Here is a 20137-nt window from a genome sequence, read left to right as displayed (position 1 = left end):
TCCTTCGCTTAGCGGTACTGGCCGGCGTACTTCTCCACCTTGGAAAGATTCTCCTGGGTGATGAAGCCCGGCCCCGAGCTGATATGACGCGGTCCGTACACCGGCGTCAGCCCGTATTCCTCGAAGCGCGCGACGGCTTTCGCGTTGGCTTTCAGCGCGGCTTGAATCGACTCGGCCGGCGTGGCGCCGCCTGCGCGATCCGCCTTCATCGCCACCATGACGGCCACGGGGATGTAGCCCTGCAGGAAAGGTTGCTGATCGATGGCGAACTGCACTGTGCCGGCCTTGATGGCGCGAGCGAGTTCGTCGGACAGGTCGAATGAGGCAAACCAGATTTTGTTTGTCAGCCCGGCCTTTTCCAGCAGACGCAAGGTGGGGCCAGCCGCATCCGGACCCAAGGCCAGAATGCCCTGTATGTCGGGGTGCTGGCGCAAGTATGCGGACACCTTGGATTCCACCGCACTGGGATCCACGCCCCCGGTATCAAGCGTGCTGGCCCGGAAGTCCGCGCCGATGGCATCGGCAAAGCCCTTGCAACGTTCGAAGGACACGGGGTTGGTGGCGTAGTGGTTCACGCATAGAAAGCGTTCTACGCCAGCCGCCTTCGCGCGCAGGCCGGCCGCGTAACCGGCGTCGTATTCGGGCTGGCCCACATGCATGATGGCGCCCAATTGCTCGGACTGTTCGGCCGACCCCGAGTTGATGGTGATCAGCGGAATGCGCTTGGCCCGGACCTTTTCCAATGCGCGCTGCAGCACGTTGAAATCGGCAATGGTGACCATCACGCCGTCATAGTTGGCGGCGGCCGCCTGTTCGATCAGACGCGCCATTTCCGCGATATCGCCGGTGGCGGGATTGCGGTAGTCCACCTGCACCCCGTAGTCCTCGCCCGCCTGCTTGAGCGAGTTCTTGATGACGTTCCACCAGGAATCGGAATCGGGTGCGTGGCTGATCAAGACGTATTTGTCGGCCATTGCTTGCGTGGCGCCCAGCAGTAGTGCGCTGAACAACAAGGCGCGCAGTGTGAATATGAATCGCGGGTGCGTCATCTGTCTTCTCCGTGCGGCGTTGCGGCCGGGCGGCGGGCTTGTGTCGTCAAGCCCTTGCCGTTCCAGCGTCTGGCCGATCAATGTGCAGGGATCATAGGCCGGAATGGAAATTAATTTGTGGGTGTAAACCCTATGGAAATTATTTTCTAAATAATCCTATGGATTCCTATAATTCCTTCGATCCGCCCCTGATACCAAGTCTCCTCAATCGCCTAGCCGCCATGCCGAAATCCACCACCAAGCCCGTCCCCTACGCCACCGTCGCGCAATTTCTTGGCGACATCTCGCATCAGTACCCGGGCCTGAGCCGTCAGCTCAAAGTGGTGGGCAGATACATTGAGCAAAACCGCGACCATGTGGCCCTGGATCGCATCCAGGACATGGCGGAGCGTTGCCAGGCGCAGCCGTCGGCGATCGTCCGCTTCGCCAAGCATTTCGGGTTTTCCGGTTTCTCGGACATGCAGCAACTGTTTCGTGATGGCATGGCGCAGCAGATTGCGCCGGGCCGCAGCTACCAGGACCGGATTCGCGACCTGATCGAATCCACGCCCGAGAATCTCTCGTTGTCGACCTTGTCGCACGAAGTCATCGGCGGTGGCATCGCCAGCCTGGAAGCCTTGTCGCGCGACCTGGATCCCACGGCCTTCGATGCGGCGGTATGCCTGCTGGAAGAGACGCCGGCCGTATGGGTGGTGGCGTCGCGGCGCTCGTTTCCGGTGGGCGCGTATCTGGCCTATGCCTTGCAGCACACCCGCAAGGCGGTGCATTGGATGAGCGGATTGGGCCACATGCAAGAGGGCCAGCTACGCAGCTTGGGCGCGGGCGATGTGATGATCGCCATCTCCTTCATTCCCTATGCCGAAGAAACGGTCGCCACCGTGACGGAAGCGGTGGCCCGCGGCGCGCGCGTCATCGCTATTTCCGACAGCCAGATGAGCCCGATCGCGCGCGTAGCCAGCGCCACCTTGGTCGTGCAGGAAAGCTCCACCTTCGGATTCCGATCCCTGACCAGCACCATGAGCCTGGTGCAATCGTTGTTCATCGCGCTGGCCTACAAACTGGAATTGAAGTTTGACGCCAGCGAAACCGGCGCCGCGCAAGCGCGCGCCAGACCCTGACCCCTTCACGGAGGCTGCAGCATGAAAGTCGCACTCTTTGGCGCCGGACGTATCGGCGCTATCCACGCCGCCAACCTGGCCGCCATGCCAGGCCTGACACTGGCGACGGTGTGCGATCCCGCCACCGGCTTGGCGGATGCGCTGGCGGGCAAGCACGGCGCGCGCCGGGCAAGCGAGCAAGACGCCCTGAACGACCCCGACATACACGCGGTGCTGATCTGCTCGTCCACCGACACCCACAGCGACTTGATCCTGCGCGCCGCGCACGCCGGCAAGCACATCTTTTGCGAGAAGCCGGTGGACCTGTCCACCGAGCGCGCCATCCGCTGCCAGGACGCCGTGGCCGCGGCGAACGTGCGCTGCATGATGGGCTTCCAACGCCGCTTTGACCCCACCTTCGCCTCGGCCCACGATCGCTTGCAGCGCGGCGCGATCGGCACGCCGGAGATGCTGATCATCACCAGCCGCGATCCCGGCGCGCCCAGCCAGGCTTATCTGCGCCAATCGGGCGGCATGTTTCGCGACATGCTGATCCACGACTTCGACGTCTTTCGCTGGCTGCTAGGCGAAGAGGCAACGATGATCCATGCAAGCGGCTCGTGCCTGACGGACCCGCGCATTGCCGAGGCCGGCGACATCGATTCCGCCGCCGTGACGCTGCGCACGGCCAGCGGCAAACTCTGCCAGATCAACGCGTCGCGCCGGGCCGCCTATGGCTACGATCAGCGCTTCGAAGTCCTGGGCTCCGCCGGCATGCTGGCCTGCGACAACCATCGCCCCACCGAGGTTGAGCATTGGACGGCGGCGGGGCTCATCCAGGACGTGCCCGAGCCGTTCTTCCTGCAACGCTACCGGGAAGCCTACCGACTGGAGCTGGACCATTTCTTCACGCAATTGCGCTCGGGCGGCGCGCTGGGCACCACGATCGCCGATGGCGTCGCCGCGCAACGGCTCGCGGATGCCGCCACCCAATCTCTGTCCATCGGCCAGCCGGTCGAACTTTAAGAGGCGCCACCATGAGCACTGCAAGCGCACCCTTGCGCGTAGGTATCGCCGGCCTGGGCCGGCTTGGGCGGCGGCATGCCGAAAACCTGGCGTTTCATACGCCTGACTGCGTCTTGATCGCGGCCTGCAGCCCGGTCGAAACCGAGCGCGCCTACGCTGAAGCCACGCTGGGCGTAGGCAAGACATACAGCGATTTCAACGCCTTCTTGCAAGATCCCGACCTTGACGCCATCGTGCTGGTCACCCCCACGTCCCTGCATGCCGACCAGGCGATCGCCGCGCTGCAAGCGGGCAAGCACGTCTTCATCGAAAAGCCCTTGGCGCTAGACGTGGCGGATTGCCTGCGGGTGGAAGCGGCCGCGTCGGCACGACCCGACCTGATCGCCATGGTGGGCTTCGTCAGGCGTTTCGACCCCAGTCACGCCCACGCCTTCGACAGCGTTCGGCAAGGCGAAATCGGCCGGCCCTTCCTGGTGCGCTCGCAAACCTGCGACCGCCTGGATCCGGACGGCGGCTTTCTCGCTTTCGCGCCCACCTCGGGCGGCATCTTCATGGATTGCAGCGTGCATGACGTCGACCTGGCGCGCTGGATGCTGGGCAACCCCAAAGCCACGCGCGCGTTCGCCAGCGGCACCATTGCGGTTCATGAGGACCTGGCCGCGATGGGTGACGTGGACAACGGGCTGGCCATAGTTGAATTCGAGGGTGGCGCCCGAGCCGTGTTCTACGCCTCGCGCACATTCGCGCACGGACACGAGCAACACACCGAAATCATCGGCACAGAGGGCAAACTATTGATCGGACAGGGCGCACCGCGCGACCATGTTGTGCGCAGTGACGAGCACGGCGTGCGGCATCAGGCGACGGCCGATTTCTTTGAGCGCTTCTCCGATGCCTTTCGTCATGAGCTGACGGCTTTCGTAAACGCCTGCCGCACGGACGGCGCCTCGCCGCTGTCACTGCAAGACGCCACCGAAGCCACGCGTATTGCCCGCGCCATCACAGCATCGCTGCATCACGGCCAGCCGCAAGAGATTCAGCGATAAAGGAGGTCGGCGGACCCGTTTTCCCCCTGTGGGCTGCCGGCCTTACAAACGCCGCAATATTCATTACAATGCAGACCCTGCGCGTGCCCCGGCACGCCGTGCCGGTGTAGCTCAGTTGGTAGAGCAGCTCACTTGTAATGAGAAGGTCGAGGGTTCGATTCCTTTCACCGGCACCAGAAACTACCGCGCGATTGCCACAAAAAATCCCAACCCATCCGGTTGGGATTTTTGCTTTCAACCACATCCCGCCGCCCTCAACCCAACGCCGGCAGCATGTTGAACAGCAGCACCATGATCAAGCCTGCCACCGCCACAATCGATTGCACGACCGAAATCGTTTTGGTGGCTTCGCCCATCGTCATGCCGAACGACTCTTTCACCATCCAGAAGCCGGCATGATTGGCGTAGTTGAAGAACAGCGAGCCGCAGCCGATCGACAGCGCCAGCAGCGGCAGGTTCAAGGTGGGGTCCGATCCTGCCAACGGCGCCAACAGGCCCGCCGCGCCCACGATGCCAACGGTGGCAGAACCCGTGGATACCGATAGCAGCATGGCGATCAGCCAGCCCAGGATCAAGGGCGGAAACGCGAACTGATGCGTCAGGTGCACGATGGCGTCGCCCACCTTGGCGCTGGTCAGCACCTGCTGGAACGCGCCGCCGCCCGCGATGATCAGCATGATGCCGGCGATGGGTTTCAGGCTTTTGCCCAAGCCGTCTCGCAGTTTTTCCGCGTCGCCACCGCGCATGAACACCAGCGTCACGGCGGCGAACAACACGCCCAGCAACATGGCGACCAGCGGGTTGCCCAGGAAGGCCGCCACGTGCATCAGGCTGGAATCCTTGGGCAGCAGCATCTCAGCCAGCGCGTGTACCAACATCAGCAGGGCGGGCAGCAAGGCCGCCAATACACCCAGGCCGACGCTGGGTGCAGACGCGCCCGAACCGTGTTCCGTGGTGGCGGTGAACTGCTCCAGCAAGGCTTCGTCGGGGCGGGTCGTCATGCGCGGCGTGAGGAATGCACCGTACAACGGGCCACCTAGCACCATGGCGGGCAGGGCGGCCAGAAAGCCGTAGATCATCGTGGGGCCGACCGTGGTCTTCAAGGTGGCGATGGCGGTCAGCGGGCCGGGATGCGGCGGCACCATGCCGTGCATGGCGGCCAGGGCGGCAATGACCGGCACGCCCACGTAGATGTAGGGCGATCCCTTGAAACGTTGCTGGCCTTCCAGCTTGCGCGCCACGCTGAAGATCAGCGGCAGCATGACCACCAGGCCCACTTCGAAGAACATGGGGATGCCGATGACAAACGCCACCAGCGTCATGGCCCACGGAATCATGCGAACAGAGGTGCGCCGCAAAATGGCGTTGGCCAGGCGCTCGGTGGTGCCGGAATCCGCCAGGATCTTGCCCAGCATGGCGCCAAGCGCGATGACCACGCCGACCGCGCCCAGCGTTTTGCCGGCGCCGTCGGTCAGGTTCTTCACAATGGTCGTGGGCGCCATGCCCGTGGCGAAGCCAACGCCGATCGACACGATCAATAGCGCCAGCAGCGGATGCATGCGTATGCGGGAAACGATGAGAGCGACCAGCACCAAGACGCTCACCAGGGCGGTGAGCAGCAACTGAATGTCGAACGAAGACATGGAGTAATCCAGAAAAATCGAGAGAGGTCGCGAGCCTTCTGGTTGCCATGATAAGGGATTAGCCTGACGCGCATCGGTCACGCCGGAACTGCCGGACGAATAGGCAATTTCCGGCGTGTGCGCCAGGCGCATTCAGCCGATCAATCCGGCTTGTTCTCGATCACGACGGTCTGGCCCTGGCGCTCGCCCAGCTTGGCGGCACGCGGCCGGGCGAAGGGCGTAGCCCCACCACGTTGCAGAACGACGCCGGGTTGCGTAGCGCGCCGCGTCACGACTATCCCAGCGACCGCTTGCTGCGCGATATCGTGCCGCAACTCTTCCGCACGGCCCACGCAATCCAGCACGCCTGAACAAAATTTTCAGGCCGCTTTGCATTCTTCCCATTTTTTGTGCATAATTCGGCCCCTCTACCTGTTCCCCGATAGCTCAGTCGGTAGAGCGACGGACTGTTAATCCGCAGGTCGCTGGTTCGAGCCCAGCTCGGGGAGCCAAGAATTCAGCAGTGCATGTAAAAGCCGCACCGCTAGCAGTACCCCTAAAAAAGCCCGCAACCTGTTTGCGGGCTTTTTGCATTGGGGCTTGCACAAGCGCGTTTTGCACCCGTGCTTTGCATTCCGGGTTTCGAAGCGCGTAGCATGACGCGCATCCGTATCCACATCACCGCGCGACATCACAGAGCGACACCACCGCCTTCCTCATGCGTTCCACGCGATCCCTGCCCGCCCTGGTATCCCTGCGCGCCTTTGAAGCGGCAGCGCGGCGCCTGAGCTTTTCGCTGGCGGCGCAGGAGCTCTTCGTTACGCAAAGCGCCATCAGCCACCACATCCAGCGGCTGGAAAGCGAACTGGGCATTGCACTATTTGAGCGCCGCACGCGCGCGGTGGCGCTGACGCCCGCCGGGCAGGCCTACTACGACCATGTGCACGCGGCATTCGAACTGCTGCGTCAAGGCACCGACCAGATCCGTGCGCCCGCCGCCGCGCGCATCACGCTGAAGGTCGGCTTGCTGGCCTCATTCGCCACGCGGTGGCTGGCTCCACGGCTACCCGCGTTTGCCGCCGCGCATCCCGGCATCGACCTGCAATTGCAGCCCGACATCGGTCTGGCCGACGTGGCGGGCGGCGAGGTGGACGTGGCCATACGCTATGGTCGCGGCGCATGGCCCGGGGTGAGCGCGCGGCTGCTCATGACGGAAACCCTGTCCGTGGTTTGCGCACCAGCGCTTGGGCGGGGACGCAAGCGCGCCCGCACCCCGGATGATCTGCTGCGCCATCCCCTGTTGACCTCGCACGCCAGGCAACCCTTTGAATGGGATGCCTGGGCGCGGCGCTTCGGCATGGACCTGGGCCGCGCCCAGACGGTGCGCCTGCATGACTACAACATCGTGGTCGAAGCCGCCTTGGCGGGACAAGGGCTGGCCATGGGCCGGCACCGGCTGATTGCGCCGCACCTGGCCAGTGGCGCCCTGGTGCAGGCCTTGCCCGATGCCGTCCTGCAAGACCCCCGCATAGGCTGGTGGTTTGTGACGCCACGCGGAGCGCTGACGCCCGCGGCCCTCGCCTTGCGCGACTGGCTGGCCGAGGCGGCGCGGGCGGATGACCCGGACGACGCCGGCACGCATTAGTTTGACTCATGCGTCGGGCGCAAGAATTGATTGGTCAGGCGGCGGCGCGGCCGATAGCATCAACAATTGCCTCCGTGCACTCGCCGTGCGACCCACGCACCGCATGCATCCTCAACTTCTTCACAGGTGATCCACCATGACCCAAACGATTTCCGGCCGCGTCAGCGAACTGGGCTACGCCCTGGAAGCGGCCGCCGCGCCCGCCGCAAACTACGTGCCCTTTGTGCTGGAAGGCAACCTGCTCACCATCTCGGGGCAGATTTCGCGCAAGGGCGGCAAACCCCAGTACCTGGGCCAGTTGGGCAACCAGATTTCCGATGCCGACGGCATTGAAGCGGCCCGCCTGTCCGCGCTGGGATTGTTGGCGCAAATTGCCGCCGCCACCGGCGACCGCCTGGACCGTGTCGCGCGCGTCGTGCGCCTGGGTGTCTTTGTGGCCAGCACGCCTGACTTCAATCGCCAGAGCGCTATCGCCAACGGCGCCTCTGACCTGATGGTGGAGGTGTTCGGCGACGCCGGCCGCCATGCGCGCAGCGCCGTCGGCGTGGCGTCCTTGCCGCAAGGCGTCGCGGTGGAAATCGAAGCCGTCATCGCCCTGACCTCAGCCTGAGCCTTCCATAACCTCCACCATGTCCGCCGCCCCGAGTTCCGCCCCAAGTTCCGCCCCCCTCAGTCCCGCCACCCTCCAGGCCTTGCGCGCCCAGACGCCGGGCACGCAAACCAGCGTCCACTTCAATCACGCGGGTTCCTCGCTGCCGTCGTCCGGCACCGTGCAAGCCATCCAGGCGCATCTGCATCGCGAGGCCACCCAAGGCCCCATGGAAGCCGGCGTGGCCGCGCGCGCGCTGACGGAAAGCGCCCGCACGCTGGCCGCCCAGTTGCTGAATGCACAGCCGGACGAGATCGCCCTGACCAGCGGCAATTCCGCCGGCTGGGGTGCGGCCTTCGCGGCACTTGCGCCGTGGCGGCCGGGCGACCGCATCCTGGTTGGGCGCCATGAATGGGGCGGCAACCTGGCCACCATGCGCTTTAGCGCCGAGCGCGCGGGTGCCGTGCTGGAAACCATTCCGTCGGACGCCAGCGGCTGTGTGGACGCCGACGCGCTGGCCGCCATGCTGGACGAGCGCGTGCGGCTGATCACGCTGACCTGGCTGCCGGCCAACGGCGGCCTGATCAACCCGGCCGCAGCCATCGGCCGCGTCGCGCGCAAGGCCGGCATTCCCTATTTTGTGGATGCGGCGCAAGCGCTTGGCCAGTTGCCGATTGATGTCGCCGACATCGGCTGCGATGTGCTCAGCAGCGTGGGCCGCAAAGCGCTGCGCGGCCCGCGTGGCACCGGCCTGCTGTATGTGCGGCGCGGCTTCCTGGACCAGTTGACGCCCGCGTTCGTCGACACGCATTCCGCCCCCCTGGGGGTGGACGGCCGGCCCATGCTGCGGGCGGACGCCGCGCGGCTGGAGTTTGCCGAAGCCTCGATGGCGCTGCGGTGTGGCTTGGCCCATGCCTTGCAAGAGGCGCTGGAACTGGGAGTGGATTGCATCCGCGCCACCGTGGACGCCACCGCCCAGAAGCTGCGTGCTGAACTCGCGGCCATTCCCGGCATTGCCGTGCTGGACCAGGGCCGTGAAAAATCCGGCCTGATCGCGTTCAATCTGAAAGGCTGGAACGCCCCCGACGTGCAACGCGCGCTGGCGGCGGGCGGCATCACCATCGGCAGCAATGGCGTGCCCTACACGCCGCTGGACATGGAAGCGCGCGGCCTGTCGCAGATTGCGCGCGTGTCGGTCAGCCCCCTGACCCACGACGACGAAATTGACCGCCTGCTGGATGCGTTGGGCCGGCTGGCGCGATCGACGCCGGCCTGATCTTCGGACTGAAAATCCGGCCTGCGCTCTGGCCTGATTTCAATCTACGCCGCCACCCGCCGCACAAACGGCGACCACTTGGAAAAGACCAACAGGTTGCCGCTCATCACCAACGCCAGGCCCACCAGCGCGGGCGGCGTCCACTGGTAGCCCTCGGCCACCGTTGACACGCCCAGCGCCACCACCGGGAACAGCACCGTGCAGTAGGCGGCGCGCGCCGGCCCCATGCGCCCGACCAGCGTCAAATACGCCGTGAACGCAATCACCGACCCCGGAATCGCCAGATACAACAGGGCGCCGACATACGGCGTCGACGAGTCGAACTGAAACGGCAGGCCGGCCACCAGGCAACCCGCCAGCAAGATGGCCGCGCCGTAGAGCATGCTGTAGGCATTGCCGGTCAGAGGCCGCACGCCCGCGCGCTGCTGCAAGGACGACAACATGTTGCCGGTGGAAAAGCAGAACGTGCCCAACAGCGCAAAGCCCAGCCCCAGCAAGGTTTCGTGGCTGGCCTGCTGGCTGGCAAGCTCGGGCCAGAACAGCAGCACCAGACCCGAAAAGCCGATCGCTCCGGCCACCATCACGCGTGGCGCAATCCGGGTGCCGAACCACAGGCGGGCGTTCAGCGCGTTCCACAGCGTCGCGGCCGAAAACACCACCGACACCAGGCCACTCGGTATCCATTGCGTGGCCGTGTAGAAGCACAGGAAATTCAAGCAGAAGAGACACAGCCCCTGGCCCACACAAAGCCAGTGCCCGCGCCGGTCCAGCTTCTGCAGCTTGCGGGTCAAGCGCAGCACGGCGAACAAGACCAGGCCCGCCAGCGCGAAGCGATAAAAGATCGATACGGGAATGGCCACCACGCCCAGTTGCAGCTTGATGGCGATCCAGGTGGTGCCCCAGATGACGACAGTCAGGAAATACAGAAAGAGGTTCACGATGCGATGCGCAAAAGAAGGGACACGAAGCAGCCACCGATGGGCCGCCCACCTGGACGCCAGTGTGCGCCGCCGCCCTTCCAGGCGATTGCCGGATCTTGCTGTTTTTGCGCGCCCCGGCAGCGCGGCAAGCGAAAGATCGCTTAGCATTTCGCCACTATGGGCACCGCTGCTTCGGCCCCCGCCGACTTCTCCGTCTTTCGCACCCTGTCGCGTTCCACCGCCACGCTGGAACGCGCGTCGCCCTTGGGCGAAGGAATGGCCATCTCGCAATGGCGGCGCAGCGCGCACGAAACGCTGGGCTACGACACGCCCGGCCATCACACGCTGTCGCTCTACCTGCACGGCGGCGACAAGTCGTTTCGCGTAGGCCGCGACACGCTGCATGGCGGCGCCGGAAAATTCTGCGTGCTGCCGGCCGAACACTATTCGCGCTGGTGCATGAACGACACGGTTCATTTCCTGCACCTGTACATCGCCCCCGAACGGTTGGCTCGCGAAGCCGTCATGCGCCTGGACTGCGAGCCCCGCGCGCTGGAACTGCGCGACCGCACCTACATCCAGGACCCCTCGCTGATCGACGTGTGCCGGCAACTGCTGGGCACCGATTGGGCGCAACCCGCCGACCGCCTGGCCGCCAGCAGCGCCGCCGAAACCGTGCTGCACCATTTGCTGCAACAGGGCGTGGCGCGCAAGACGCCGCAACCCGCGCGCGGCGGCCTGGCGCCCGCCGTGCGCCGGCGCGTCATGGACTATGTGGACGCGCACCTGCACGAACCCTTGACGCTGGACCAACTGGCGGGCGTGGCGGCCTTGTCCACCTACCATTTCGCCCGCATGTTCCACACCTCGTTCGGCGAGCCGCCGCACGCCTGGGTGCGCGCGCGGCGCCTGGCGCATGCGCGCGGGCTGCTGGCGGCGGGCAAGGGTGATCTGGCCGGCATTGCGCAGGCCAGCGGCTTTGGCAACGCCAGCCACCTGTCGCGCGTGTTCCGCGAGGCCATCGGCCTTACCCCCGGCCAATACCGCAACGCGCACCGCCAGCACTGATCGCGGCCGGTCTCCGATTTCGCTGCCGGGTCCGATGAGTAGCCCGCTGTCTGGCTCGCTGTCCGGCCCCAATGTGTAGCCCACCGCCTGACCGCTATCTGACCGCTGTCTGCCCCACTTTCCGCACCGCTTTCCGCCCCCGTCGGCGAATCCGCCCGGTCTACAATGGCGCATCGCCCTTTGCGGCCTCACGCCGCGGTCCGACCGCGCTGCCTACCGACGCGATGCCGTCCTCGACCTCTCGCGCTTTTGATCCCCCGCCTGGCCCCGCCACCCAGCGCCCCTTGCGCGCGCATTGGCTGGCCGAACTCATCCGCCTGCGTGAAACGCATTGGGGTCCGCTGGACGATGCGGACGCGGTCCGGCACGTGCGCCAGCTTGACACCGATCTGCCGTCCCGCATCCTGGCCCGCGCCGACCTGCTGGCGCAACGCGAGAACCTTGCCCCGCTGGTGGATGGCTGGCGCCGCAGCGCCCAGGCCATCCTGGCGGCGCTGTTCGTGCTGGCCCTGATGTCCGGCATTGCCGTGGCCCTGGGCGCGCTGGGCGATGGCACCCGATCCGTGAACGTGCTGTGGGCGCTGGGCGCCTTGCTGGGTCTGCACGCCCTGACCTTCCTGCTGTGGCTGGCCAGCTTTCTGCTCAAGCCCTCCGCCGCAACCGGGCTGGGCCGGCTCTGGCTCTGGGCCACCCGCAAGCTGGCGCGCGGCCCCGACAGCGCGCTGGTGCCGCAAGCCTTTCTGAACCTGCTGGCCCGCGCGGGCGCCTTGCGCTGGCTCTTTGGCGCGGTCAGCCATCTGCTGTGGCTGACCGCGCTGTGCGCCGCGCTGGTGGCCTTGCTGGTGGCGCTGTCCACCGCCAGTTACCGCTTCGTCTGGGCCACCACGCTGCTGGCGCCCGATACCTTTGTCTGGCTGACCCAGGCCATTGGCTGGCTGCCCGCGCATCTGGGCTTTCCGATGCCGGATGCCGCCGTCATCCGCGCCAGCGACGGGGCGCAGACGCTGGCGGCCGAAGCACAGGTGCAATGGTCGTGGTGGCTGATCGGCGTGCTGGTGGTCTACGGCATCTTGCCGCGCCTGCTGGCCGCGGCGTTGTGCATTGGCGCCACGCTGCGTGCGTTGCGCCACTTGCGCATCGACCCCACGCTTGCCGGCTTCTCGCCACTGCGCGACCGCCTGGAGCCGCCCGCGCAATCCACCGGCATCGACCGCCCGGTCGACGCGCTGCACCAGCCGCGCATGCAGGCCGCATCCCTTCCTGATCTGGCGGGGCAGCCCGTGCTGCTGGCACTGGAACTGCCCGCCGACATGGCCTGGCCACCCACTGGCTTGCCCGCCAGCGTGCAGATGGCCGGCAACCTGGACACGCGCGAAGAACGCAACCGCGTGCTCGACGCCTTGGCCCAAGCCGCGGCATCGCGCTTGCTGATCGCCTGCGACGCGCGCCAAACCCCAGACCGCGGCACCTTGTCGCTGATCGCCGAACTCTCCGCCCATGCGGGCCACACCGGCGTCTGGCTGATCGCTTCCGTCGAAGACGGCGCGGCCACGCGAGCCGCGCTGTGGCGCGAACGCTTGCTGGCGTTGGGTTTGCCGGCAGACGCCATCCTGCAAACGCCCACGCTGCCGCTCACATGGCTGGAGCCCCACCATGGCTGAGGACATCATCAAAATCGCCCTGGTCGGCCACACCAACACCGGCAAGACCTCGCTGTTGCGTACCTTGACGCGCGACACCGGCTTTGGAGAAGTCGCCGACAGCCCCGGCACCACCCGCCACGTGGAAGGCGCACGCCTGCGCCTGGACGGGCGCGCAGTGCTGGAATGGTTCGACACGCCTGGCATGGAAGACAGCATCGCGCTGCTGGAATACCTGGAACGCCTGGGCACCACTGACGAACGGCTGGACGGCCCCGCGCGCATCCGCCGCTTTCTGGACACGCCCGAAGCGCATGGCCGTTTCGAACAAGAAGCCCGCGTGCTGGCAAAAATGCTGGAGTGCGACGCGGCGCTGTACGTGATCGACGCGCGCGACCCTGTACTTGGCAAGCATCGCGACGAACTCGCCATTCTTGCCGCCTGCGGCCGCCCCTTGCTGCCCGTGTTGAATTTCGTGAACGCGCCCGCGCACCGCGCCGACGAATGGCGCGACGCCATGGCGCGGCTGGGCCTGCATGCCGTGGTGGAGTTCGACACCGTGGCGCCGCCGCTGGATGGCGAACAGCAGCTCTACGCCAAGCTGGGCGTGCTGCTGGACCGCCACGCCGGCGCACTGGCGCGCCTGGCCGACAGCCTGTCCACGCAGCGCCGCGAACGCCACGCCGCCGCCTACGAACTACTGGCCGATCTGCTTATCGACGTCGCGGCGCTGCATCTCACCAGCCCCAGCGACGACGTCGCGCTGGCCGCCGCGTCAAACCAGTTGCGCGACCACGTGCGCCAACGCGAACAGGCTTGCGTGAACGCCTTGCTGGCGCTCTACAACTTCCGCGCGTCCGACTTCAGCGATGACGCGCTGCCGCTGCAAGGCGAACGCTGGGGCATGGACCTCTTCCATCCGCAGGCGCTCAAGGACATGGGTGTGCAGATGGGCATGGGCGCCGCCGCCGGCGCCATGGCCGGTGCGGCGGTGGACCTGTTCAGCGCGGGCCTGAGCCTGGGCACCGGCATGTTGGTCGGCGCGGCGGCGGGCGGCTTGTGGCAGGGCGTGGAAAAGCTGGGCAAGCGTGTCGCGGGCAAGCTGCGCGGCTGGCGCGAGATCAGTGTCGACGATGCCGTGCTGCGCTTGCTTGCCTTGCGCCAACGCCACTTGATCGACGCGCTGGAACGCCGCGGCCACGCCGCGCGCGAACCCTTGAAGCTCACCCTGCCGGATGACGACGCCTGGAAAAAGGGGCCTTTGCCCGACGCGCTGAAAGAAGCACGCAGCCGCCCCGAATGGTCAGCACTGGGCAAGCATCATGAAGACAGCGACCGCCGCAAACGCATCGTTCAGGAACTGGCGCGCGCCCTTGCTGCCGGCCCCGCCAACACCGCATGAAAGGCCGCCAACCTGCACCATTCAAGGCAGACGGCAAGCACGGGCTAACCCCAATCCAAACCGATTGACGCTTAAACGAATGGGTCTATAAGATTCGATCTGCATTGGCGCGGGCTCGTCCCGGCCGTGACAATCAAAAGGGGTTGGATCTATCGTGAAGTCGAAGTCCTCTGCAGTGATGCCCGGCATCGCCCTCCACGGCCTGTGCGCAGTTCGCGCCGCGCGCCGCTCAACCCCGCACCTTCCTTCGCAGTAAGCAGCAACGCCATGCCCTGGACCCCGTTGGGGCCGGGGCTCTGTCACTTCTGTCGCGCGATCCGCGCACCACACGGAGCATGAGGGCTATGCGTACTTTTCCCCACCTAAAGCAAGCTGCGCTGGCGGCCACCATTGCCGCATCGCTGGCGTTCAGCGCCGGCGTGTCCGCCAAGACGTTCCACTGGGCGTATCAAGGCGATGCCACGTCGATGGACCCGATGGCCTTGAACGAAACGTTCACGCTGGGCTTCCAGGGCAACATCTACGAAACGCTGGCCGGCTATGACGGCGACCTGAAATTGACGCCCCTGCTGGCCGAAAGCTGGGAAAACCCGGAGCCCACCAAGTGGGTGTTCAAGCTGCGCAAAGGGGTCAAGTTCCACGACGGCTCGCCGTTCACCGCCGACGACGTCATCTTCTCCTGGAAGCGCAGCCTGACCCCCGGGTCCGACATGAAGGGCTACGGCGCCAAGGCTTCCGACATCAAGAAGATCGACGACTTCACCATTGAAGTCACGACCCCCACGCCCAACCCCATCCTGCCGCGCGAATGGGTGTTCCTGTACATCATGAGCAAGACGTGGGCGGAAAAGCACAACACCACCGAAGCCACCAACGTCAAGGGCGACAACCAGGGCAATTACGCCAACCTGAACGCCAATGGCACCGGCCCCTTCATGCTGGTGTCGCGTCAGCCGGATGTGAAGACGGTGCTCAAGCGCTACGACGGCTACTGGAACAAGAACATCAAGACCAACGTCGACGAAGTCATCTTCCAGCCCATCACGCAGGAAGCTACGCGCGTCGCCGCGTTGATCTCCGGTGAAATGGACCTGGTGCAACCGGTGCCGGTGCAAGACTGGAAGCGCATTGAAGACGCCAAGGGCGTGAAGCCGCTGACCGCGCCCGAGGCGCGCGCCATCTTCATCGGCATGGATCAGCACCGCGACGAACTGCTGTTCTCGGACGTCAAGGGCAAGAACCCGTTCAAGGACGCCAAGGTGCGCGAAGCCGTCGTGCTGGCCGTGGACACCAAGGCCATCAACGAAAAGATCATGCGCGGCGCGGCCAAGCCGCTGGGTTCGCTGGTGGCCACCGCCATCAACGGCTACTCGGACTCCTACGGCGCGCCGTTCAAGCCCGACCCCGAACGCGCCAAGAAGCTCCTGGCCGAAGCGGGCTATCCGAAGGGCTTCACCGTCACGATGGACTGCCCGAACGACCGCTACGTCAACGACGAAAAGATCTGCCAGGCGGTCGCCGGCATGCTGGCGCGCGTGGGCATCAAGATCAACCTGCTGGCGCAGACCAAGTCCAAGTACTTCGGCAAGATCCTGCTGCAAGCCGGCAACCAGACCAGCATGTACATGCTGGGTTGGACGCCCAGCTCCACCGACGCGCACAACGTGCTGCTGAACCTCGCGGCCTGCCGCGACGCCAAGACCGCCGCCGGCCAGTTCAACCTGGGTGGCTACTGCAACAAGAAGGTGGACGACCTGACCAACAAGGTCGGCGTTGAAACCGATCAGACCAAGCGCAACGCCATGATCACGGAAGCCTTCGAGATCGTGCGCAAGGACTTCGGCTACCTGCCGCTGCACCAGCAGCCGATGTCCTGGGGCGTGAAGGACAACATCAAGGTCATCCAGCGCGCCGACGACGTGCTTGATCTGCGCGACGTGGTGTTGCCGTAACCCCTCTTGTCGTAATCCTTTGACGACCTGAGCCCCGGATGGCGCAAGCCATCCGGGCGCGCCCGGCCCAGCCCCGCTTTTCGGCTTTTCATGGCAAGCGCGGCCCGGCGTTATCTGCAAACGAGGGCAACTGATAATGCTTTCCTTTATTGCGCAACGGCTTATCCAGTCGGTGCTGGTGATGTTGACGGTGGCGCTGATCGCGTTCTCCATGTTCCGCTACGTAGGCGATCCCATCGCCAGCATGGTCGGCCAGGACACCACGCCCGAACAACGCGCGGAATTGCGCGTGCGCCTGGGCCTGGACGACCCCTTCGTGGTGCAGTTCGCGCGCTTCGTCGGCAACGCCGTGCAGGGCGACTTCGGTATTTCATACCGGCAGCGCCGGCCCGTCAGCGAGCTGCTTGAAGAGCGCATGCCCGCCACGCTGGAACTGTCGTTCGTCTCCGCCGTAATGGCCCTGGCACTGGGCATTCCCATGGGCATCTACACGGCACTCAGGCGTCACGGCATCCTGTCCAAGGCCTTCATGGCGCTGTCCTTGGCAGGGATCTCGCTGCCCACGTTCCTGATCGGCATCCTGCTTATCCTGGTATTCGGCGTGCAGCTTCGATGGCTGCCCAGCTTTGGGCGCGGCGACGTGGTCAGCCTGGGATGGTGGACCACGGGCTTCCTGACCAAATCCGGATGGCTGGCGCTCATCATGCCCGCCATCACGCTGGCGCTGTTCCAGATGACCTTGATCATGCGCCTGGTGCGCGCCGAGATGCTGGAAGTGCTGCGCGCCGACTTCATCAAGTTCGCGCGCGCCCGCGGCCTGCCGGAACGGCTGATCAATTTCCGCCACGCGCTGAAGAACACGATGGTGCCCGTCATCACCATCACGGGCCTGCAACTGGGCTCCATCATCGCCTTCGCCATCATCACCGAAACCGTGTTCCAGTGGCCCGGCATGGGCCTCTTGTTCATCCAGGCAATCAGCATGGTCGACATCCCCGTCATGGCGGCGTACCTGGTGCTGATCGCCTTCATGTTCGTGGTCATCAACCTGGTCGTCGACCTGCTGTACTTCGCCGTGGACCCGCGTCTGCGTGTGCAGAGCAAGTAAAGGAATCAACATGATTGCTCGCATCGCTCCCATGTTTGCCCGCGCGGCCGACAGCGACATCTGGCACAGCTTCAAGCGTTCGCCCGGCGCCATCATCGCCGCGATCGTGACGCTGGCCATTCTGCTGGGCGCCTTGTTCGCGCCCATCATCGCGCCGCACAACCCCTTTGACCTGGCTTCCTTGAGCATCATGGACGCCAACACGCCGCCCGCCTGGGAAGAGGGTGGCAGCCCCGCCTTCCTGCTGGGCACCGACGACCAGGGCCGCGACATACTTTCCGCCGTGCTGTATGGATCGCGCGTGTCTTTGCTGGTGGGCTTCGCGTCGGTGATGTTCTCGATGGTGCTGGGCGTCACGCTCGGCCTCATCAGCGGCTACGCCGGCGGCCGCGTCGACAGCTTCATCATGCGTATCGCGGACGTGCAACTGTCGTTTCCCGCCATCCTGGTGGCGCTGCTGATCGACGGCGTTGCGCGCGGCGTATTGCCGCGCGACATGCACGACCAACTGGCCCTGTACGTGCTGATCTTCGCCATCGGCATCTCGGGCTGGGTGCAGTACGCGCGCACCGTGCGCGGCTCCACGCTGGTCGAACGCAACAAGGAATACGTGCAGGCGGCCAAGCTGATCGGCATTGGCCCCATCACCATCCTGCGCCGCCACATTCTGCCCAACGTCATGGGGCCGGTGCTGGTCATTGCCACCATCCATCTGGCGATCGCCATCATCACCGAAGCCACGCTGTCGTTCCTGGGCGTGGGGGTGCCGCCCACGGCGCCGTCGCTCGGCACGCTGATACGCATCGGCAACAGCTACCTGTTCTCGGGCATGTGGTGGATTTCGATATTCCCCGGCATTGCGCTGGTAGCGCTGGTGCTGTCGGTCAACCTGCTGGGTGACTGGCTGCGCGACGCGCTCAACCCCAAGCTGCGCTGAGGACGTCATGGCCCTGTTGAACATAGAAGACATCCGCATCGAATTCCCCAGCCGCCGCGGCACGATGGTGGCGGTGGACGGCGTATCGCTGGCTCTGGAAAAGGGCGAGATCCTGGGCGTGGTGGGCGAATCCGGCGCCGGCAAGTCCACCATCGGCAATGCGGTGATCGGCTTGCTGGAAGCGCCCGGGCGCCTAGCGGGCGGCTCGGTGCTGCTGAACGGCGAACGCATCGACACGCTGACGCCCGCGCAAAAGCGCAAGGTGCGCGGACGCCGCATCGGCATGATCTTCCAGGATCCGCTGACGTCCCTGGACCCGCTGCAAACGGTGGAAAGCCAGTTGGTGGAAACCATGCAGGTCCACCTGAACCTGACGCAAGCCGAAGCCAAGACGCGCGCGGTGCAACTGCTGGTGCAAGTGGGCATCGACCAGCCGGAACTGCGCGTCAAGCAATACCCCCACCAGTTTTCGGGTGGCATGCGCCAACGCGTGGTGATTGCCTTGGCGCTGTGCTGCGAACCCGAAGTCATCATTGCCGACGAACCCACGACCGCGCTGGACGTGTCCATCCAGGCGCAGATCCTGGAGCTGCTGAAGAAGCTGTGCCGCGAACAGCAGGTGGGCATGATCATCATCACGCACGACATGGGCGTGATTGCGGACGTGACCGACCGCGTGGCGGTGCTGTATCGCGGCAAGCTTGTTGAGCAAGGCCCCACCACCAAGATCCTGGGCGACCCCGACCACCCCTACACACGCAGCCTGATCTCCGCCGTGCCGCGTCCGGACATCAAGCTCAAGCGCTTTCCGCTGGTCACCTACATCGAAGACGTCAAGACGCCGTCGCAACCGCTGGACCTGGCCACGCACTGGCTGGGCCAGCGGCGCGACTTCGGCGCGCAGACGGACGGCCCGCTGGTGCAGGTGCGCGATCTGTCGATGCGCTTCGTGCTCAAGAGCGCGCTGTTCAAACGCAATCAGCGCACGCTGGACGCGGTCAAGCGCGTCAACTTCTCCATAGGCGAAGGCGAGGTATTCGGGCTGGTGGGCGAATCCGGCTCGGGCAAGTCCACGGTCGCGCGGCTGATATCCGGCCTGTACACCCCGTCGGAAGGCTCGGTGACGTTCGGCGGCACGGACCTGACCGCGCTGAAAGGCGAAAAGCAGATGAATCCGTTCCGGCGGCAGATCCAGATGATTTTCCAGGATCCGTTCTCGTCGCTGAACCCGCGCATGCGCGTACTGGACATCATCGCCGAACCGATCCGCTTCCATAAATTGGCGGCATCCGAGGCCGAAGCGCGCCGTATCGTCGCCAACCTGCTTGACGTCGTGGGCCTGGGCGACCGTGCCGCCGAACGCTTCCCGCATGAATTTTCAGGCGGCCAGCGCCAGCGCATCTGCATCGCCCGCGCGCTGGCCACTCGCCCGCGCTTCTTGATCTGCGACGAACCCACGTCGGCGCTGGACGTATCGATTCAGGCGCAGATTTTGAACCTGCTGAAAGACCTGCAGGAAGAGCTGGGCCTGACCATGCTGTTCATCAGCCACGACCTGCCGGTGATCCGCCAGATGTGCGACCGCGTCGGCGTGATGCGGTACGGGGAATTGCTGGAAGTGGCGGAAACCGAAAGCCTGTTCGAGCATCCGCAACATCCGTACAGCCAGCACTTGCTTGGACTGATGCCCCGCCTGCAATCCATGTCTCGTGAAGGCTTGGATGTGGTGGAAGGCTGACGCCTGAGCGCAACCGGAGCGA

17 protein-coding genes and 2 tRNA genes are annotated in these 20137 nt (G+C 65.3%); 15 read left to right on the top strand and 4 right to left on the bottom strand.

All coding sequences use genetic code 11. From position 1 onward, the window contains the following. Positions 1-8: 8 nt before the first annotated feature. A complete protein-coding gene (locus P8T11_RS20650) occupies positions 9-1049 on the bottom strand; it encodes a sugar ABC transporter substrate-binding protein (protein WP_418910284.1) in 1041 nt (346 codons plus the stop codon). Between the two features lie 221 nt (positions 1050-1270). Here P8T11_RS20650 and P8T11_RS20645 point away from each other — a divergent pair, with 221 nt between their 5' ends. The 4 genes from P8T11_RS20645 (at position 1271) to P8T11_RS20630 (ending at position 4394) form a co-directional block, all read left to right on the top strand. After that, positions 1271-2167: a MurR/RpiR family transcriptional regulator gene (locus P8T11_RS20645; protein ID WP_268080283.1), complete on the top strand. Its 897-nt coding sequence runs from the start codon at positions 1271-1273 to the stop codon at positions 2165-2167. A gap of 21 nt (positions 2168-2188) precedes the next feature. Further along, entirely contained in the window at positions 2189-3172 is a 984-nt protein-coding gene (gene iolG, locus P8T11_RS20640; RefSeq protein WP_268080284.1) for an inositol 2-dehydrogenase, read from the top strand. Between the two features lie 11 nt (positions 3173-3183). Then, entirely contained in the window at positions 3184-4218 is a 1035-nt protein-coding gene (locus tag P8T11_RS20635) for a Gfo/Idh/MocA family oxidoreductase (RefSeq protein ID WP_268080285.1), read from the top strand. A gap of 100 nt (positions 4219-4318) precedes the next feature. Continuing rightward, positions 4319-4394: transfer RNA gene (locus P8T11_RS20630), tRNA-Thr, on the top strand. Between the two features lie 78 nt (positions 4395-4472). Here P8T11_RS20630 and P8T11_RS20625 read toward each other — a convergent pair. Both P8T11_RS20625 and P8T11_RS29140 read right to left on the bottom strand, forming a co-directional pair. After that, positions 4473-5861 carry a GntP family permease gene (locus P8T11_RS20625; RefSeq protein ID WP_268080287.1) on the bottom strand — a complete coding sequence of 463 codons (1389 nt, stop codon included), beginning with the start codon at positions 5859-5861 and terminating at the stop codon, positions 4473-4475. Positions 5862-6001: 140 nt separating this feature from the next. Further along, a complete protein-coding gene (locus P8T11_RS29140; protein ID WP_418910285.1) occupies positions 6002-6133 on the bottom strand; it encodes a hypothetical protein in 132 nt (43 codons plus the stop codon). 143 nt (positions 6134-6276) lie between these two features. On the opposite strand from P8T11_RS29140, the gene P8T11_RS20615 reads away from it, so the two are divergent. The 4 genes from P8T11_RS20615 to P8T11_RS20600 all read left to right on the top strand — a co-directional run bounded on the left by P8T11_RS20615 (position 6277) and on the right by P8T11_RS20600 (position 9350). Next, positions 6277-6352 (top strand) — tRNA-Asn (locus P8T11_RS20615). Positions 6353-6558: 206 nt separating this feature from the next. Further along, positions 6559-7485, top strand: a complete 927-nt coding sequence (gene gcvA, locus P8T11_RS20610) for a transcriptional regulator GcvA (RefSeq protein WP_268080289.1) — start codon at positions 6559-6561, stop codon at positions 7483-7485. A gap of 136 nt (positions 7486-7621) precedes the next feature. Continuing rightward, positions 7622-8095, top strand: a complete 474-nt coding sequence (locus P8T11_RS20605; RefSeq protein ID WP_268080290.1) for a RidA family protein — start codon at positions 7622-7624, stop codon at positions 8093-8095. 19 nt (positions 8096-8114) lie between these two features. Continuing rightward, the gene (locus P8T11_RS20600) at positions 8115-9350 is read left to right on the top strand and encodes an aminotransferase class V-fold PLP-dependent enzyme (RefSeq protein WP_268080291.1); all 1236 of its coding nucleotides are present in this window, start codon (positions 8115-8117) and stop codon (positions 9348-9350) included. A 44-nt stretch (positions 9351-9394) separates the two neighbouring features. On the opposite strand, the gene P8T11_RS20595 is transcribed toward P8T11_RS20600, so the two are convergent. Then, positions 9395-10288, bottom strand: a complete 894-nt coding sequence (locus P8T11_RS20595; RefSeq protein ID WP_268080292.1) for a DMT family transporter — start codon at positions 10286-10288, stop codon at positions 9395-9397. 159 nt (positions 10289-10447) lie between these two features. Here P8T11_RS20595 and P8T11_RS20590 point away from each other — a divergent pair, with 159 nt between their 5' ends. The 7 genes from P8T11_RS20590 (at position 10448) to P8T11_RS20560 (ending at position 20115) form a co-directional block, all read left to right on the top strand. Then, positions 10448-11338: a helix-turn-helix domain-containing protein gene (locus P8T11_RS20590; protein WP_268080293.1), complete on the top strand. Its 891-nt coding sequence runs from the start codon at positions 10448-10450 to the stop codon at positions 11336-11338. A gap of 224 nt (positions 11339-11562) precedes the next feature. Further along, positions 11563-12999, top strand: coding sequence for a DUF2868 domain-containing protein (locus P8T11_RS20585; RefSeq protein ID WP_268080295.1), 1437 nt, complete (start codon positions 11563-11565; stop codon positions 12997-12999). Beyond that, a complete protein-coding gene (locus P8T11_RS20580) occupies positions 12992-14380 on the top strand; it encodes a GTPase/DUF3482 domain-containing protein (protein WP_268080296.1) in 1389 nt (462 codons plus the stop codon). The genes P8T11_RS20585 and P8T11_RS20580 overlap by 8 nt, the downstream gene beginning before the upstream one ends. 344 nt (positions 14381-14724) lie before the next feature. Next, positions 14725-16332 carry an ABC transporter substrate-binding protein gene (locus P8T11_RS20575; protein ID WP_268080297.1) on the top strand — a complete coding sequence of 536 codons (1608 nt, stop codon included), beginning with the start codon at positions 14725-14727 and terminating at the stop codon, positions 16330-16332. Positions 16333-16468: 136 nt separating this feature from the next. Then, positions 16469-17440, top strand: coding sequence for an ABC transporter permease (locus P8T11_RS20570; protein ID WP_268080298.1), 972 nt, complete (start codon positions 16469-16471; stop codon positions 17438-17440). A gap of 10 nt (positions 17441-17450) precedes the next feature. Next, entirely contained in the window at positions 17451-18377 is a 927-nt protein-coding gene (locus P8T11_RS20565; protein ID WP_268080299.1) for an ABC transporter permease, read from the top strand. Positions 18378-18384: 7 nt separating this feature from the next. Beyond that, on the top strand, positions 18385-20115 hold the full coding sequence (locus tag P8T11_RS20560) for a dipeptide ABC transporter ATP-binding protein (protein WP_268080300.1): 1731 nt from the start codon (positions 18385-18387) through the stop codon (positions 20113-20115). Positions 20116-20137: the final 22 nt, after the last annotated feature.

The organism is Achromobacter spanius (genome assembly GCF_029637605.1).
Classification (GTDB): domain Bacteria; phylum Pseudomonadota; class Gammaproteobacteria; order Burkholderiales; family Burkholderiaceae_B; genus Achromobacter; species Achromobacter spanius_E.
Note: the sequence above shows the minus strand (reverse complement) of the source record. Positions and strands in the feature narration are given on the sequence as shown.